Raw genomic sequence first — 15,026 nt, 5'->3', positions numbered from 1 at the left:
TTCTGGATGACGTCACGGGCGGCGCCGATGCCGTCGTAGTAGCCGGCCCGGCCGCCGATGCCGATGTCCTCGGCCATGGTGATCTGTACGTGGTCCACGAAGGACCGGTTCCAGATCGGCTCGAACATCGTGTTGGCGAAGCGGAGCGCCAGGATGTTCTGGACGGTCTCCTTGCCCAGGTAGTGGTCGATACGGAAGACCTGGTCCGGGGCGAAGACCTCCTCGACCGTCGTGTTGAGCTCCTCGGCCGACTTCAGGTCGTGGCCGAAGGGCTTCTCGATGACCGCGCGCCGCCAGGAGCCGCTCGACTGGTCGGCCAGTCCGTGCTTCTTCAGCTGCTGGATGACCACCGGGAAGGCGCCCGGCGGCACGGACAGGTAGAAGGCGAAGTTGCCGCCCGTGCCCTGGGCCTTGTCCAGCTCCTCGATCGTGCCGCGCAGCCGCTCGAACGCCTCGTCGTCGTCGAAGGTGCCCTGGACGAAGCGCATCCCCTGGATGAGCTGCTGCCAGACCTCCTCGCGGAACGGCGTGCGGGCGTGCTCCTTGACGGCGTCGTGGACCTCCTGCGCGAAGTCCTCGTGCTGCCACTCACGCCGTGCGAAGCCGACCAGCGAGAAACCCGGCGGCAGCAGACCCCGGTTCGCGAGGTCGTACACGGCGGGCATGAGCTTCTTTCGTGACAAATCGCCCGTGACGCCGAAGATGACCAGGCCCGACGGCCCCGCGATACGCGGGAGCCGTCGGTCGGCGGGGTCACGCAGCGGGTTGCTGCTCGACAAGGTGTCAGCCCTCCGAGGGGGCGAGGCGCTTGAGTTCCGCCTCGGTCGACTTGAGCAGGTCGTTCCAGGACGCCTCGAACTTCTCGACGCCCTCGTCCTCCAGGAGCTGGACCACGTCGTCGTAGCCGATCCCGAGCTTCTCGACCGCGTCGAGGTCGGCGCGGGCCTGCTCGTACGTGCCGGCGATGGTGTTGCCGGTGATCTGACCGTGGTCCTCGGTGGCGAACAGGGTCGCCTCCGGCATGGTGTTGACCGTGTTCGGCGCCACCAGGTCGTCGACGTACATCGTGTCCTTGTACGCCGGGTCCTTCACGCCGGTCGACGCCCACAGCGGACGCTGCTTGTTCGCGCCCGCGTTCTCCAGGGTGCTCCAGCGGTCGGTCGAGAAGACCTCCTCGTACGCCTGGTAGGCCAGACGCGCGTTGGCGACGCCGGCCTTGCCGCGGGCCGACTTGGCCTCGGGGGTGCCGAGCGCGTCGAGCCGCTTGTCGATCTCGGTGTCCACACGGGACACGAAGAAGGACGCCACGGAGTGGATCTTCGAGAGGTCGAGACCCGCCGCCTTGGCCTTCTCCAGGCCGGACAGATAGGCGTCCATGACCTCGCGGTAGCGCTCCAGCGAGAAGATCAGCGTCACGTTGACGCTGATGCCGCGACCGATGGTCTCGGTGATCGCCGGCAGACCCGCCTTGGTGGCCGGGATCTTGATGAGGGTGTTGGGGCGGTCCACCAGCCAGGCGAGCTGCTTGGCCTCGGCGACCGTCGCGTGCGTGTTGTGGGCCAGGCGCGGGTCGACCTCGATCGACACCCGCCCGTCCTGGCCGCCGGTGGCGTCGAAAACCGGGCGCAGGATGTCGGCGGCGTCACGGACGTCCGCCGTGGTGATCATGCGGATGGCTTCCTCGACCGTGACCTTGCGGGCGGCGAGGTCGGAGACCTGCTGGTCGTAGCCGTCTCCCTGCGAGATCGCCTTCTGGAAGATCGACGGGTTGGTGGTGACGCCCACGACGTGCTGCTGGTCGATCAGCTCGGCGAGGTTGCCGGACGTGATCCGCTTGCGCGACAGGTCGTCCAGCCAGATCGCCACGCCTTCCTCGGAGAGGCGCTTGAGTGCGTCTGTCATGGAAATTGCATCTCCTACGTGTCGTATATGAGCGTCAGCGCTGGGCGGCGGTGAGGGATTCCCGGGCCTTGGCGGCCACGTTCTCGGCAGTGAAGCCGAACTCCTGGAAGAGGACCTTGCCGTCGGCCGAAGCACCGAAGTGCTCCAGGGAAACGATGCGACCGGCGTCGCCCACGTACTTGTGCCAGGTGAGACCGATGCCGGCCTCGACCGCGACTCGCGCCTTGACCGCCGGCGGCAGGACGCTGTCCCGGTACCCCTGGTCCTGCTCCTCGAACCACTCCACGGACGGCATGGACACGACCCGCGTCGGCACACCGTCGGCCTCGAGCTGCTCGCGCGCCACGACGGCGACGTGCACCTCGGAACCGGTGGCGATCAGCACCACCTCGGGCGTGCCCGTGGAGGCCTCGAACAGGACGTAACCGCCCTTGGCCGCGTCCTCGTTCGGCTCGTACGTCGGCACGCCCTGGCGGGTCAGCGCCAGGCCGTGCGGGGCACCCTTGCCGAACACCTTGGTGTAGCGGCGCAGGATCTCGCGCCAGGCGATCGCGGTCTCGTTGGCGTCGGCCGGGCGGACCACGTTCAGACCCGGGATGGCGCGCAGCGAGGCCAGGTGCTCGACCGGCTGGTGGGTCGGGCCATCCTCGCCCAGACCGATGGAGTCGTGCGTCCACACGTACGTCACCGGCAGGTGCATCAGGGCCGACAGGCGCACCGCGTTGCGCATGTAGTCCGAGAAGACCAGGAACGTACCGCCGTAGATACGGGTGTTGCCGTGCAGCGCGATGCCGTTCATCTCCGCGGCCATCGAGTGCTCACGGATACCGAAGTGGATCGTGCGGCCGTACGGCTTCGCCTCCGGCAGCGGGTTGTCCGCCGGGAGGAACGACGAGGTCTTGTCGATCGTCGTGTTGTTCGAGCCGGCCAGGTCGGCGGAGCCGCCCCACAGCTCGGGGATGACCGCACCGAGCGCCTGGAGCACCTTGCCGGACGCGGCACGGGTGGCGACACCCTTGCCCGCCTCGAAGACCGGGATCTTCTCCTCCCAGCCGGCCGGCAGCTCGCCCGCGGCGACGCGGTCGAACTCGGCGGCGCGCTCGGCGTTGTTGTTGCGCCACTCCTGGAAGGACTTCTCCCACTCGGCCTTGGCCTGACGGCCCCGCTCGCCCAGCGCGCGGGTGTGGCCCAGGACCTCGTCCGCGACCTCGAAGCTCTGCTCCGGGTCGAAGCCAAGGACCCGCTTGGTGGCCGCGACCTCGTCGTCACCGAGCGCCGAGCCGTGCGCGGCCTCGGTGTTCTGCGCGTTCGGGGCGGGCCAGGCGATGATCGAGCGCATCGCGATGAAGGACGGCTTGTCCGTCACCTGCTTCGCGGCCTCGATCGCGTTGTAGATGGCGTGCGGGTCGAGGTCGCCGTCCGGCTTCGGGGCGATCCGCTGCACGTGCCAGCCGTACGCCTCGTAGCGCTTGGCGGTGTCCTCGGAGACGGCCGTCTCGGTGTCACCCTCGATGGAGATGTGGTTGTCGTCCCACAGGAGGACGAGGTTGCCGAGCTTCTGGTGGCCGGCCAGCGAGGACGCCTCCGCGGAGATGCCCTCCTGGAGGCAGCCGTCACCGGCGATCGCGAAGATGTAGTGGTCGAAGGGGCTCTCGCCGGCAGGCGCGTCCGGGTCGAACAGACCGCGCTCGTAGCGGGCGGCCATCGCCATGCCCACCGCGTTGGCGACACCCTGGCCCAGCGGGCCGGTCGTCGTCTCCACACCGGTGGTGTGGCCGTACTCGGGGTGACCGGGGGTCTTCGAACCCCACGTCCTGAAGGCCTTCAGGTCGTCCAGCTCCAGGCCGAAGCCGGCCAGGTACAGCTGGGTGTAGAGGGTCAGGGACGAGTGGCCCGCGGACAGCACGAAGCGGTCGCGGCCGACCCAGTCGGGGTCCGCCGGGTCGTGCCGCATCACCTTCTGGAAGAGGGTGTACGCGGCGGGTGCCAGGCTCATCGCCGTACCGGGATGGCCGTTGCCGACCTTCTGTACGGCATCGGCGGCCAGGACGCGGGCGGTGTCGACGGCCCGCTGGTCCAACTCGGTCCACTCGAGGTCTGTGGTGGTCGGCTTGGTGCTCACCCTGGGTCAGGGCTCCTCTCCACATGTCACGCATGTCGAATGCCGGTGCACTGAACGTCCCGGCCGTTGTCGAGCCTACCCCTGTAAGAACGTGCGTTTTTTCGAGTCATTACAGACTGCCGGGACTCTTCGGGATCCGCCTCCCGACTGGGCCGTTCCGCATTCGGCATGTGAATACGGAACCGCTCGTCCGAGTGCTCAATCGAGTGCCGCGCGGCTCTTCCGGCGGCGCTGCTCAAACACGACCCCACCCCCGCGAATGTCGGGGTATGGGCAACGTCTACAGTGGCGTGGTACGCGCGAGCCTTTACCGGGACTTCACACGGCTGGGCTTGCTGGGATGTCTCTGTAGGGGTGTGCGTGACGGCCGTCGAATCCCGTCCAGCGGGGGTGCTCGGTGCGAGCCAGAGCCCGAGCCACCGGCCGTTCGGGGCCCGTGTCAAGGCGTTCGTAGCTCTGACCAAGCCTCGGATCATCGAGCTGTTGCTCATCACCACGGTTCCGGTGATGTTCCTGGCCCAGCAGGGCGTCCCTGATCTGGAGCTCGTCCTGCTGACCTGCATCGGCGGCTATCTCTCCGCGGGCGGCGCCAACGCGCTGAACATGTACATCGACCGCGACATCGACGCGCTGATGGACCGCACCTCGCAGCGTCCGCTGGTCACCGGCATGGTCAGCCCGCGCGAGTGTCTCGCCTTCGGCATCACCCTCGCCGTCGTCTCCACGCTGCTGTTCGGCCTCGCCGTCAACTGGCTCTCCGCCTGGCTGTCGCTCGGAGCGCTCCTCTTCTATGTCGTCGTCTACACGATGATCCTCAAGCGCCGAACGTCGCAGAACATCGTGTGGGGCGGCATCGCCGGCTGCCTCCCGGTGCTCATCGGCTGGTCCGCCGTCACGAACTCGATGTCGTGGGCGCCGATCATCCTCTTCCTCGTCATGTTCTTCTGGACGCCGCCGCACTACTGGCCGCTGTCCATGAAGGTCAGGGAGGACTACGCGCGCGTGGGCGTGCCGATGCTCCCGGTCGTCGCCTCCAACAAGGTCGTCGCCCGGCAGATCGTGCTCTACAGCTGGGTGATGGTCGCGGTGTCGCTGCTGCTTCAGCCGCTCGGCTACACCGGCTGGTTCTACACGGCGGTCGCGCTGCTGGCCGGTGGCTTCTGGCTGTGGGAGGCGCACGGCCTGCAGAACCGGGCCAGGGCCGAGGTGACCGGCGCCAGGCTCAAGGAGATGCGGCTGTTCCACTGGTCGATCACCTACGTGTCGATCCTGTTCGTGGCGGTGGCGGTGGACCCCTTCCTGCGGTAGACACCCTTGTCGCTTCTGACGGCCGGGGTGCGTGGTCAAGGCCACGCACCCCGGCCGTCGCCGTTTGATCTACCCGTCGGTAGCATCCTGGCCATGGCAGACACGCAGCAGGTGGACCCGAAGGCCGAGCGCAAAGTGACCCGGCTCGCCAAGCAGATCAGCAGCTTCTCCAAGGAGCACGGCGGGGCCGAGGGCCAGATCGCGTACCTCGGGGACCGCGGCGCCCGCATCGTCCTCGTCGGCGAGGACGGCGCCTGGGGCGACCTGGTGGCCCCCTCGACCGCCCTCGCCGAGCAGGCGGTGGCGAAGTCCGGCATCACCGTCCACGAGGACTTCGACGGCGAGTTCGCGGCCAAGGTCAAGACGGGCCCGTACGAGTGGAGCCGCATGGCGGGCATCCAGGTGGGCGGCCCGAGCAACGGCTGAACAACGCCCTCAAGGGGCGCGGGACTGTATCGATGTGCGGCTCCGCCGCGTGGGCGCGACCAGACAGCTACATGCGGCCCGCAGCCGCCAATTACCCGTACCCCAGTGACTAATCCGCGTTCGGCTCCCCCGCGGAGCGCTTCGCACGGGGTGTGTATACGCAACACCTGATCCCGGGTGCACCCGTTAGGCCCTGTAAGCCAGCGCAGCGTCTTCGCGGGGAGTCCGGATGATCGAAACGCCGTCCCTCGTGGACCAGTACTGTCACGGCGTCCTGAGAACGGAGCTGGGCCTCGGTACCTTCGAGGCCCAGTTGGCCCGGACCGAGGGGCCGCCCGCGCCGGGTACGACGCTCTTCGACACGCAGACCGGGTTCGCGGTACGCCGTTGGTGCCCGCCGTTACTCGGTCTGGAGCCGCACTGCCCGCCCGCCCGCTATCTCGCCCGGCGCCGTGAACTCGGCGTACTGGAGTCGGGCCGTCGGCTGCTGCGCGGCAGCGGGATCACGACGTATCTGGTCGACACCGGGCTGCCCGGCGACCTGACCGGCCCCGGCGAGATGGCCTCCGCCGCGGCCGCCGAGGCCCGCGAGGTCGTGCGCCTCGAACTCCTCGCCGAACAGGTCGCCGACACCTCCGGTACTGTCGAGTCCTTCCTCGCCAACCTCGCCGAGTCGGTGCACGGCGCCGCCTCGGGCGCCGTGGCCTTCACCTCCGTGGCGGGCGTACGGCACGGACTCGCGCTCGCGCCCGAACCGCCGGGGCCGGGAGAGGTCCGCGGCGCCGCCGGCCGCTGGCTCGCCGGACGCCGGGTGGGCGGGGAGCTGAGCGACCCGGTGCTGCTGCGGCACCTGCTGTGGATCGCCGTCGCCTCGGGCCTGCCGCTGCAACTGCACGCCGGGCTCGGCGAACCGGGGCTGCGGATCGACCGTACGGATCCCGTGCTGCTCACGGACTTCGTCCGGGCCACGGCCGGCCTCGGCACAGACCTCGTGCTGCTGCACGGCTACCCCTACCACCGGCACGCCGCCCACCTCGCCGGGGTCTTCCCACACGTGTACGCCGACTCGGGCGCCGCACTCGTACGGACCGGGGCCCGGGCCGCCACCGTCCTCGCGGAGATCCTGGAGCTGGCCCCCTTCGGCAAGATCCTCTTCTCCAGCGGCGCCCAGGGCCTGCCCGAGCTGCACGTCGTTGGCGCGCGGCTGTTCCGGGAGGCGCTGGGCCGGGTGCTGGGCACCTGGGTCGCCGAGGGGGCGTGGTCGCTGGCGGACGCGCAGCGGGTGGCGGGGCTGATCGCGGCGGGGAACGCCAGGCGGGTGTACGGGCTGGAGTGAGCCGGTGGGCCGGTGGGCCGGTGGGCTACGGCGAGGTGGCGCTCACGCCCGCGTCAGCGTCGCCTCGCTCGAAGGGCCCGGCACATCGGCCACGACCTCCGCCCGCTCCCGCAGGGACAGCAGCACACGCAGCACCGCGATCCACACCAGGGCCGAGCCGAGCATGTGCAGGCCGACCAGGATCTCGGGCAGGTCGGTGAAGTACTGGACGTAGCCGATGACGCCCTGCGCGAGCAGGATCAGGAAGAGGTCGCGGGTGCGCCCCAGCGGCCCCTTGGGGGAGTCGACCGCCTTGAGGACGAACCACAGGGCGAACGTCAGCGACACCACGATCCAGGCCAGCACGGCGTGCACCTTGCTGACGGTCTCCCAGTCGAGCGGCATCCGCTCGACCTCGCTGGAGTCGCCCGCGTGCGGCCCCGCACCGGTCACGACCGTGCCGACCAGGATCAGCAGGACGGAGGCGGCGACCAGGAACCACACCAGCTGCTGCACGGACCTGCCGACCAGCGGCCGGGGCGTCCCGTCGCTCTCCCGGGTGCGGTGCCACATCACCGTGGCGATGGCGATCAGGGCGGACGTCGCCACGAAGTGGGCCGCGACCGTATACGGGTTGAGGCCGACCAGGACCACGATGCCGCCGAGGATCGCGTTGCTCATCACGACCCAGAACTGCGCCCAGCCCAGCCGGGTCAGGCCGCGCCGGTACGGCTTCTCGGAACGCGCGGCGATGATCGCCCAGCCGACCGCCGCGCACAGCACGTACGTCAGCATGCGGTTGCCGAACTCGATGGCGCCGTGGAAGCCCATCGCGCTGGTGGCGGTCAGCGAGTCGTCGGTGCACTTGGGCCAGGTCGGACAGCCGAGCCCGGATCCGGTGAGCCGCACCGCCCCGCCGGTGACCACGATGAGCACCGACATGACGAGCGCGGCGAGGGCCGCCCGCCGGACCGTCCGTGGGGTCGGGGTCCAGCGTTCGGCGATGAAGGCGAGCGGGTTGCGGACGGCCGCTACGGAGTCGGCGCGGGTCACTTTTGGCACGCGTCCCATCGTAGGGGGCCGCTTGTGCACGAATTCACTTGGGTGGGTTCCAGCGACCGCCTCAGGCGCCGATCGCATCCTTGATGTGCTGGGCTCGGATGAGGTACGCCGAGGCCTCTTGGGCGTTGTGGGTGCACACGGCGAGCCTTTCGTACACGGCGACGAGTGAGGGATGGACGTCCGTCAGCCGACTGCAGATGATGTCCTCCGCCTCGCGCAACGCCTGCTCGGCGGCTCGGCGGTCCCCGGCGCTGAGGAGGACCGGGCCCAGCCGGGACAGGGTCTTGGCGCGGTAGTGGTGATCGCTGCTGTACTTCGTGACGTAGATCTCCTCGGCTTCTCGAAGGGTCTCCAGAGTCTTGGCCGTACGGCCTTGTGCGTGCTGGAGGGATCCGAGCTTGTTGAGGCAGGCGGCGTATTTGTGCGCCTCCGCCTCGCGGCGCTTGCGATTCGACTCGACCACCGCGTCGAGCAGCTGCGCCGCCTCCCGGAGGCGGGCGCGGGCCTCCCGGTGCAGGCGCCGCCGGAGGTAGGGACGGGGTGTCCGGCGGGCGCGCAGGCGCAGTTCCTCGCCCTGGCGACGCCGTACATCGCCGAGCGACTTGGCGATCTGAGAGGTCTCGAAGTCGTCCATACCGCGCGAAGCCTTCAGAACCTCGAGGGCCTCGCGCAGCTCTTGTTCCGCCTTTTCCAGGTCACCGCGGTCCTGAGCCACGATTCCCACGTCCCTCTGGAGCATCGCGCGGAAGATCTTGTGCTCGCGCGGTTCCTGGCTGCCGTTGCGCGGGATGCGGCGGCCGGCTTGCGCGTAGCGGTCGAGTGCTTTGGCGAGCTGTCCGGCATTCCGATGGATCATGCCGGCTTCCTGCTCAGCGACGGCCCAGTCGAGCCCGTCCCACTCCGCGCCGTGCCGTTCGTAGATGTCTATCGCCAGCTCGACGGCCTCCAAGGCCTCGGGGAACTGGAGGTTCTCGCGCAGAATGCCGCCAAGTTGGCGCAGGCACTGCGCGCGCAGAGGGAGGAAGGCGGGATCGTCCGGCCGCAGGAGGCACTGGTCCACAGCCCGCGGCGATGAACTGGTCCTCGGACCCTTCGGTGGTGCCGCGTTGGGGATCGGCGAGGCGCAGTGCACTGAGGTCGGCGAGTCCCCGCCGTACCAGCCTCTTGAGCCGCCGGTCGCTCTCGATCACGAGATCGTTCCAGGGCGCCGGATCGGTGGGAGCCACAGGATGCCCGGGAGGAGTCGGGATGGCGCTGCCGTCGACACAGAGCTGGACCGTCCAGCACTCGCCGGGGCGCAACACAACTCGGGACCAGGTCAGGGTGCCCCCTTCGGGGCCCTGGGAGGTTTCGGGCTCGGGACCGGACAGCACCCGGATCCGGGCGCGTCCGGTGCGGGAACTCCAGGCGAGCGAGGCCGGGGCCGCCGTGCACCGCACCACGGGGCGCCGGTGTCCGCGTTTGACGTCCGCGATGTCGGCGAGGTCCGACGCGGCGACCAGCTCCGCCCGCAGTCGGCGTCCCAGCGTGCCGATGTTGCGCAGCGTGATGGTCTCCGTCGCCCGTTCGGACGCGTTCGACGATCAGGGTCGGGTCGTCGGTACGGTCCCGGGGGTAGCGGTGGACGGCGGTGAATCTCACCTGGTGAGGAGCAGGCACAGGGTGTGCAGCACACGTCGGTCGTGGTCGTAGAACCCCTCCGCCCGCTCGCCCCTCAGTTGCCCGTCACGGGACGAGGCCGCGAAAGCGGGAGCGGCCACGCAGATGACCACGTCGTGCAGGAGCGGCTGTAAGGCGCGTGGTGCTGAAGAATCCGCAGATTCGAACACGGGGCGGGTCTTCCCCGTTCGCGCACGTCCCATTCACATCGCTCACTCCCAGCGGAAGAACTTCCCCGCCGCCGCCAACCCCACGACCGCCCACACGCCCAGAATCCCCAGGTTCCCCCACGGCATCCCGGCCCCGTGCTGCAACACGTCCCGCAGACCGTCCGACAGCGCCGAGATCGGCAGCAGCCCGAGCACGTCCTGGGCGCCGGCCGGGAACTTGTCCAGCGGCACGATCACGCCGCCGCCCACCAGGAGCAGCAGGAAGACCAGGTTGGCGGCGCCCAGCGTGGCCTCCGCCTTCAGCGTGCCCGCCATCAGCAGGCCGAGCCCCGAGAACGCGGCCGTCCCGAGGACCAGCAGAAGCAGTACGGCGAAGGGGTTCCCGTGCGGCGACCAGCCCAGGGCGAAGGCGATCACCGTCAGCAGGACGATCTGGAGGACCTCCGTGACCAGCACGGCCAGCGTCTTCGCGGCCATCAGGCCCCAGCGGGGGAGGGGGGAGGAGGCGAGGCGCTTCAGGACGCCGTACCGCCGCTCGAATCCCGTCGCGATGGCCTGCCCGGTGAACGCCGTCGACATCACGGCGAGGGCGAGGATGCCGGGGGTCAGGAAGTCGACGGCCTCGCCGGCTCCGGTGTCGACGATATCCACGGAGCTGAAGAGAACGAGGAGCAGTGTCGGGATGACGACCGTCAGCAGCAGCTGCTCGCCGTTGCGCAGGAGCATCTTCGTCTCCAGCGCGGCCTGCGCCCCGATCATGCGGGGGAGCGGCGCGGCACCCGGCCGCGGTGCGTAGGTGCCGGTGGTACCGGTGGTACCGGTGGTCATGAGCGCAGCTCCTTGCCCGTGAGCTCCAGGCTGTGTTCTCCCGGGGGATAACCCCCGGACCCCCAGCCGGTCCCTGTGCGAGCCGTAATCATGAGCGCAGCTCCTTGCCCGTGAGCTCCAAAAAAACGTCTTCGAGAGTGTGCCGTTCGACCGAGATCTTCTCCGGCATCACCCCGTGCTGCGCGCACCACGAGGTCACCGTCGCGAGCAGCTGCGGGTCCACCTTGCCGCCGACCCGGTACGAGCCCGGCGTCAGCTCCGCGGCCGTGCAGTCGGCGGGGAGCGCCTTGAGCAGGGACCCGACGTCCAGTCCCGGACGGCCGGAGAAGCGCAGGGTGTTCTCGGCGCCGCCGCGGCACAGCTGCTCCGGGGAGCCCTGGGCGACGACCCGGCCCGCGTCGATGATCGCGACGTCGTCGGCGAGCTGCTCGGCCTCGTCCATGTGGTGCGTCGTGAGGATCACGGAGACGCCGTCGGCGCGCAGGTCCCGTACGAGGTCCCAGGTGGCGTGGCGGGCCTGCGGGTCGAGGCCGGCGGTGGGCTCGTCCAGGAAGACGAGTTCCGGGCGGCCGACGACCGCCATGGCGAGCGCGAGCCGCTGCTGCTGGCCTCCCGACAGGCGCCGGTACGTCGTCCGGCCGCAACTGCCCAGCCCCAGACGCTCGATGAGCGCGTCCACGTCCAGCGGGTGGGCGTGCAGCTTGGCGACATGCCGGAGCATCTCGTCGGCCCGGGCACCCGAGTAGACGCCCCCGGACTGCAGCATCACGCCGATGCGAGGGTTCAGCTGTCGCGACTGTCGCACCGGGTCGAGGCCCAGGACGCGCACCGTGCCGGAGTCCGGCTTCCGGTACCCCTCGCAGGTCTCGACCGTCGTCGTCTTGCCCGCGCCGTTGGGGCCGAGTACGGCCGTCACGCCCGCCTTGGCCACCAGGTCGAGGCCGTCCACCGCGGTCTTCGTGCCGTACCGCTTCACCAGGGCCTGGACCTGGACCACGGGCTCACTTCGCATGGGTCCAGAGTCTAGGTTCGCGAACCGGAGCCCAGACCGGCGGGTGCGAGATCTCCACCCGGCCCGGGCGGACGGGCCTCAGACCTCCTCCTCGCGCGACCGGTGCACGGCCAGCCACCGCTCCGCGTACGCCACCGCCTCCGCCACGGGGAACAGCCGTACGTCGGCCGCGCCCACCTGTCCGCGTTGTACGACGGGACGGTCCCGCTCGAAGTCATGCCCCAGTTCGTCGAACCGGTCCGAGTCGATCGACACCTCGGTCACCACCTCCCAGCCCGCCGGTCCGGGCCTGCCGACCTTCACGCGCGGCGCCGGTATGCGGTACTCGGCCAGGTGGAAGCTGGTGCACGCGTCGTAGCCGGCGCCGAGCAGCAGCACGCGCGCGTGGAGCGTTTCCAGTCGGGCCAGGGGGCTGTGCTCGCCGAGTCGGCAGTCCGGCGCGTGCCCCTCGATGATCTCCGCCGCGCGCGGGCCGACGGCGGCGAACGAGGTCTGCGGGTGCGCGCTGCGCAGGGCGCCCGGCCAGGTCCGTACGGTCTCCGGGATCACGCCGACCCCGCGGCTGGGCGTGACCAGGGGGTCGTACGCGGGCATGGTGGCCCGGATCGTGTCCCACCACGCCTCGGGGACCGGCGGGTTTGCCCACAGGGCCGGGTCCGAGAGGCTGCCGGTCTGCGTGGGGACGACCAGTGTGCCGTCCGGACCGAGCGTGTCGAGAATTCCCTGGACGACCGCCACGGCCCCTCCGCAGACCCATCCGAGGGAGCTGAGGGAGGAGTGGATCAGGAGGATTTCGCCTGGTTCGACACCCAGGGCGCGCAGCTGGGTCGCGAGGGTGTCCCGGGTGACAAGAGGGCCGGTGGGAGGGGGTGTGGGCATGGTTGTGGAGTGTCCCGGACGGGGCTCGCCGACGCCACCGATTTGATCGATCAAAGATCGTTTGCCCAGGTCAGATTAGGTAAACCTAAGTGACGCAGGGCACCGTCCGCCGTGCCGGACGCCGCTTGCCTGCCTCAGAGGAATTACGCAACAATGGCGTTGTGAAAAACGTCGGCGAGGCTCGGGAGACCCCCACGGGGGCCCCGCAGGAGGAGCTAGCGACCGGTGAGCGCTCGACGCGCAACCGGGTCGCTCGGTCCATCCTGGACCACGGGCCGTCGACCGCGACCGAGCTGGCCGGACGGCTGGGGCTCACCCAGGCGGCCGTACGCCGGCATCTGGACGCACTGGTCGCCGACGACGTCGTGGAGGCCCGGGAGCAGCGGGTGTACGGGGCGCGGACGCGCGGCCGGCCCGCCAAGGTCTTCGCCCTCACGGACTGCGGCCGCGACGCGTTCGACCAGTCCTACGACAAACTCGCCACGGACGCCCTGCGCTGGATCCAGGAACGGTTCGGCGGGGACGAGGCGGTCGTCGCCTTCGCCCGCGCCAGGATCGCCGAACAGGCCACCGCCTACCGCAAGGCCATCGAGGCGGCCGCCCCCGAAGAGCGGACCGAAGCCCTGGCCAAGGCCCTGAGCGCGGACGGGTACGCTGCTACGGCGCGAAGCGCACCGGTCGGCGAGCAGCTCTGCCAGCACCACTGCCCGGTGGCCCACGTCGCGGAAAAGTTCCCGCAGCTCTGCGAGGCGGAGACCGAGATCTTCTCCCAGCTGCTCGGCACCCACGTCCAGCGACTGGCGACCATCGCGCACGGCGACGGCGTCTGCACGACGTTCATCCCCAAGATTTCCCACACGACTGACAACGCATCTGCAAGCACGGCCGGGAGGAACCCCGCATGACGCTCCCCACGGAGACTGCCCACCCCGAGCTCGAGGGCCTGGGCAAGTACGAATACGGCTGGGCCGACTCCGACAAGGCCGGCGCCTCTGCCAAGCGCGGCATCAACGAGGACGTCGTCCGCGACATCTCGGCGAAGAAGAGCGAGCCGGAGTGGATGACCAAGCTCCGCCTCAAGGGCCTGCGCCTGTTCGGCAAGAAGCCCATGCCGAACTGGGGCTCGGACCTGTCGGGGATCGACTTCGACAACATCAAGTACTTCGTACGTTCCACGGAGAAGCAGGCGGAGTCCTGGGAGGACCTGCCCGAGGACATCAAGAACACGTACGACAAGCTCGGCATCCCCGAGGCGGAGAAGCAGCGCCTCGTCGCCGGTGTCGCGGCCCAGTACGAGTCCGAGGTCGTCTACCACCAGATCCGCGAGGACCTGGAGGAGCAGGGCGTCATCTTCCTCGACACCGACACCGCGCTGAAGCAGCACCCGGAGCTCTTCAAGGAGTACTTCGGGACCGTCATCCCGGTCGGTGACAACAAGTTCGCGTCGCTGAACACCGCGGTGTGGTCGGGCGGCTCCTTCATCTACGTGCCGCCGGGCGTGCACGTCGAGATCCCGCTGCAGGCCTACTTCCGTATCAACACGGAGAACATGGGCCAGTTCGAGCGGACCCTGATCATCGTCGACGAGGGTGCCTACGTGCACTACGTCGAGGGTTGTACGGCGCCGATCTACAAGTCGGACTCGCTGCACTCCGCGGTCGTCGAGATCATCGTCAAGAAGAACGCCCGCTGCCGTTACACGACCATCCAGAACTGGTCGAACAACGTCTACAACCTGGTCACCAAGCGCGCCGTGGCGTACGAGGGCGCGACCATGGAGTGGATCGACGGCAACATCGGCTCCAAGGTGACGATGAAGTACCCGGCCGTCTACCTGATGGGCGAGCACGCCAAGGGCGAGACCCTGTCCATCGCCTTCGCGGGCGAGGGGCAGCACCAGGACGCCGGCTCCAAGATGGTCCACATGGCGCCGAACACCTCCTCCAACATCGTCTCCAAGTCGGTGGCGCGCGGTGGCGGTCGTACGTCCTACCGTGGTCTCGTCGAGATCGGCGAGGGCGCCCACGGCTCCAAGTCGAACGTGCTGTGCGACGCGCTGCTCGTCGACACCATCTCCCGCTCCGACACGTACCCGTACGTGGACGTCCGCGAGGACGACGTGTCCATGGGCCACGAGGCGACTGTCTCCAAGGTCTCCGAGGACCAGCTCTTCTACCTGATGAGCCGTGGTCTGACCGAGTTCGAGGCGATGGCCATGATCGTGCGCGGCTTCGTCGAGCCGATCGCGAAGGAACTCCCCATGGAGTACGCCCTCGAACTCAACCGGCTGATCGAGCTGCAGATGGAAGGCGCGGTCGGCTAAGGCCCGCCTCTCCACAACCA

Annotated in this window: 14 protein-coding genes and 1 pseudogene; 5 read left to right on the top strand and 10 right to left on the bottom strand. The window is 69.4% G+C overall.

What is annotated here, in order from left to right; all coding sequences use genetic code 11:
* The 3 genes from AC5P09_RS40945 to tkt form a co-directional block, all read right to left on the bottom strand.
* On the bottom strand, positions 1-779 hold a 779-nt coding region (locus AC5P09_RS40945; RefSeq protein ID WP_493878780.1), incomplete at its 3' end, for a glucose-6-phosphate dehydrogenase.
* A 4-nt stretch (positions 780-783) separates the two neighbouring features.
* Entirely contained in the window at positions 784-1,902 is a 1,119-nt protein-coding gene (tal, locus tag AC5P09_RS40940) for a transaldolase (protein ID WP_493878779.1), read from the bottom strand.
* A gap of 34 nt (positions 1,903-1,936) precedes the next feature.
* Positions 1,937-4,024, bottom strand: a complete 2,088-nt coding sequence (gene tkt / locus AC5P09_RS40935) for a transketolase (protein ID WP_493878778.1) — start codon at positions 4,022-4,024, stop codon at positions 1,937-1,939.
* 354 nt (positions 4,025-4,378) lie between these two features.
* Here tkt and AC5P09_RS40930 point away from each other — a divergent pair, with 354 nt between their 5' ends.
* From AC5P09_RS40930 to AC5P09_RS40920, 3 genes are all read left to right on the top strand, one after another.
* Positions 4,379-5,332 carry a heme o synthase gene (locus AC5P09_RS40930; RefSeq protein ID WP_493878777.1) on the top strand — a complete coding sequence of 318 codons (954 nt, stop codon included), beginning with the start codon at positions 4,379-4,381 and terminating at the stop codon, positions 5,330-5,332.
* Between the two features lie 93 nt (positions 5,333-5,425).
* On the top strand, positions 5,426-5,758 hold the full coding sequence (locus AC5P09_RS40925; protein ID WP_493878776.1) for a hypothetical protein: 333 nt from the start codon (positions 5,426-5,428) through the stop codon (positions 5,756-5,758).
* A 229-nt stretch (positions 5,759-5,987) separates the two neighbouring features.
* Positions 5,988-7,094 (top strand): amidohydrolase family protein, encoded by a 1,107-nt coding sequence (locus tag AC5P09_RS40920; protein ID WP_307673975.1) that lies wholly within the window; start codon positions 5,988-5,990, stop codon positions 7,092-7,094.
* Between the two features lie 42 nt (positions 7,095-7,136).
* Here AC5P09_RS40920 and AC5P09_RS40915 read toward each other — a convergent pair whose 3' ends face one another.
* The 7 genes and pseudogenes from AC5P09_RS40915 to AC5P09_RS40885 form a co-directional block, all read right to left on the bottom strand.
* Positions 7,137-8,144: a COX15/CtaA family protein gene (locus AC5P09_RS40915; protein ID WP_493878775.1), complete on the bottom strand. Its 1,008-nt coding sequence runs from the start codon at positions 8,142-8,144 to the stop codon at positions 7,137-7,139.
* A 52-nt stretch (positions 8,145-8,196) separates the two neighbouring features.
* Positions 8,197-9,195, bottom strand: coding sequence for a tetratricopeptide repeat protein (locus AC5P09_RS40910; RefSeq protein ID WP_493878774.1), 999 nt, complete (start codon positions 9,193-9,195; stop codon positions 8,197-8,199).
* 220 nt (positions 9,196-9,415) lie between these two features.
* Positions 9,416-9,685: pseudogene (locus tag AC5P09_RS40905) on the bottom strand (glycogen debranching N-terminal domain-containing protein); the annotation flags it as partial.
* An 87-nt stretch (positions 9,686-9,772) separates the two neighbouring features.
* Positions 9,773-9,895 carry a glycogen debranching N-terminal domain-containing protein gene (locus tag AC5P09_RS40900; protein ID WP_493878773.1) on the bottom strand — a complete coding sequence of 41 codons (123 nt, stop codon included), beginning with the start codon at positions 9,893-9,895 and terminating at the stop codon, positions 9,773-9,775.
* A 111-nt stretch (positions 9,896-10,006) separates the two neighbouring features.
* Positions 10,007-10,792: an ABC transporter permease gene (locus tag AC5P09_RS40895; protein WP_493878772.1), complete on the bottom strand. Its 786-nt coding sequence runs from the start codon at positions 10,790-10,792 to the stop codon at positions 10,007-10,009.
* An 88-nt stretch (positions 10,793-10,880) separates the two neighbouring features.
* Positions 10,881-11,804, bottom strand: a complete 924-nt coding sequence (locus AC5P09_RS40890; protein WP_493878771.1) for an ABC transporter ATP-binding protein — start codon at positions 11,802-11,804, stop codon at positions 10,881-10,883.
* Positions 11,805-11,882: 78 nt separating this feature from the next.
* Positions 11,883-12,683, bottom strand: coding sequence for an AAC(3) family N-acetyltransferase (locus AC5P09_RS40885; RefSeq protein ID WP_493878770.1), 801 nt, complete (start codon positions 12,681-12,683; stop codon positions 11,883-11,885).
* A gap of 161 nt (positions 12,684-12,844) precedes the next feature.
* On the opposite strand from AC5P09_RS40885, the gene AC5P09_RS40880 reads away from it, so the two are divergent.
* Both AC5P09_RS40880 and sufB read left to right on the top strand, forming a co-directional pair.
* On the top strand, positions 12,845-13,588 hold the full coding sequence (locus AC5P09_RS40880) for a helix-turn-helix transcriptional regulator (RefSeq protein ID WP_266441537.1): 744 nt from the start codon (positions 12,845-12,847) through the stop codon (positions 13,586-13,588).
* The gene (sufB, locus tag AC5P09_RS40875; RefSeq protein WP_307673968.1) at positions 13,585-15,006 is read left to right on the top strand and encodes a Fe-S cluster assembly protein SufB; all 1,422 of its coding nucleotides are present in this window, start codon (positions 13,585-13,587) and stop codon (positions 15,004-15,006) included. The genes AC5P09_RS40880 and sufB overlap by 4 nt, the downstream gene beginning before the upstream one ends.
* The last annotated feature ends 20 nt before the right edge of the window (positions 15,007-15,026 follow it).

The sequence above is a fragment of the Streptomyces sp. a15 genome (genome assembly GCF_059026085.1).
This window is presented reverse-complemented; position numbering and strand designations above follow the sequence as displayed.

What these genes read in the sequence shown, in the direction of transcription:
- tal (WP_493878779.1), bottom strand. Translation starts at nt 1,902, where the DNA reads ATGACAGACGCACTCAAGCGCCTCTCCGAGGAAGGCGTGGCGATCTGG.
- AC5P09_RS40925 (WP_493878776.1), top strand. Translation starts at nt 5,426, where the DNA reads ATGGCAGACACGCAGCAGGTGGACCCGAAGGCCGAGCGCAAAGTGACC.
- AC5P09_RS40920 (WP_307673975.1), top strand. Translation starts at nt 5,988, where the DNA reads ATGATCGAAACGCCGTCCCTCGTGGACCAGTACTGTCACGGCGTCCTG.
- AC5P09_RS40915 (WP_493878775.1), bottom strand. Translation starts at nt 8,144, where the DNA reads ATGGGACGCGTGCCAAAAGTGACCCGCGCCGACTCCGTAGCGGCCGTC.
- AC5P09_RS40895 (WP_493878772.1), bottom strand. Translation starts at nt 10,792, where the DNA reads ATGACCACCGGTACCACCGGTACCACCGGCACCTACGCACCGCGGCCG.
- AC5P09_RS40890 (WP_493878771.1), bottom strand. Translation starts at nt 11,804, where the DNA reads ATGCGAAGTGAGCCCGTGGTCCAGGTCCAGGCCCTGGTGAAGCGGTAC.
- AC5P09_RS40885 (WP_493878770.1), bottom strand. Translation starts at nt 12,683, where the DNA reads ATGCCCACACCCCCTCCCACCGGCCCTCTTGTCACCCGGGACACCCTC.
- sufB (WP_307673968.1), top strand. Translation starts at nt 13,585, where the DNA reads ATGACGCTCCCCACGGAGACTGCCCACCCCGAGCTCGAGGGCCTGGGC.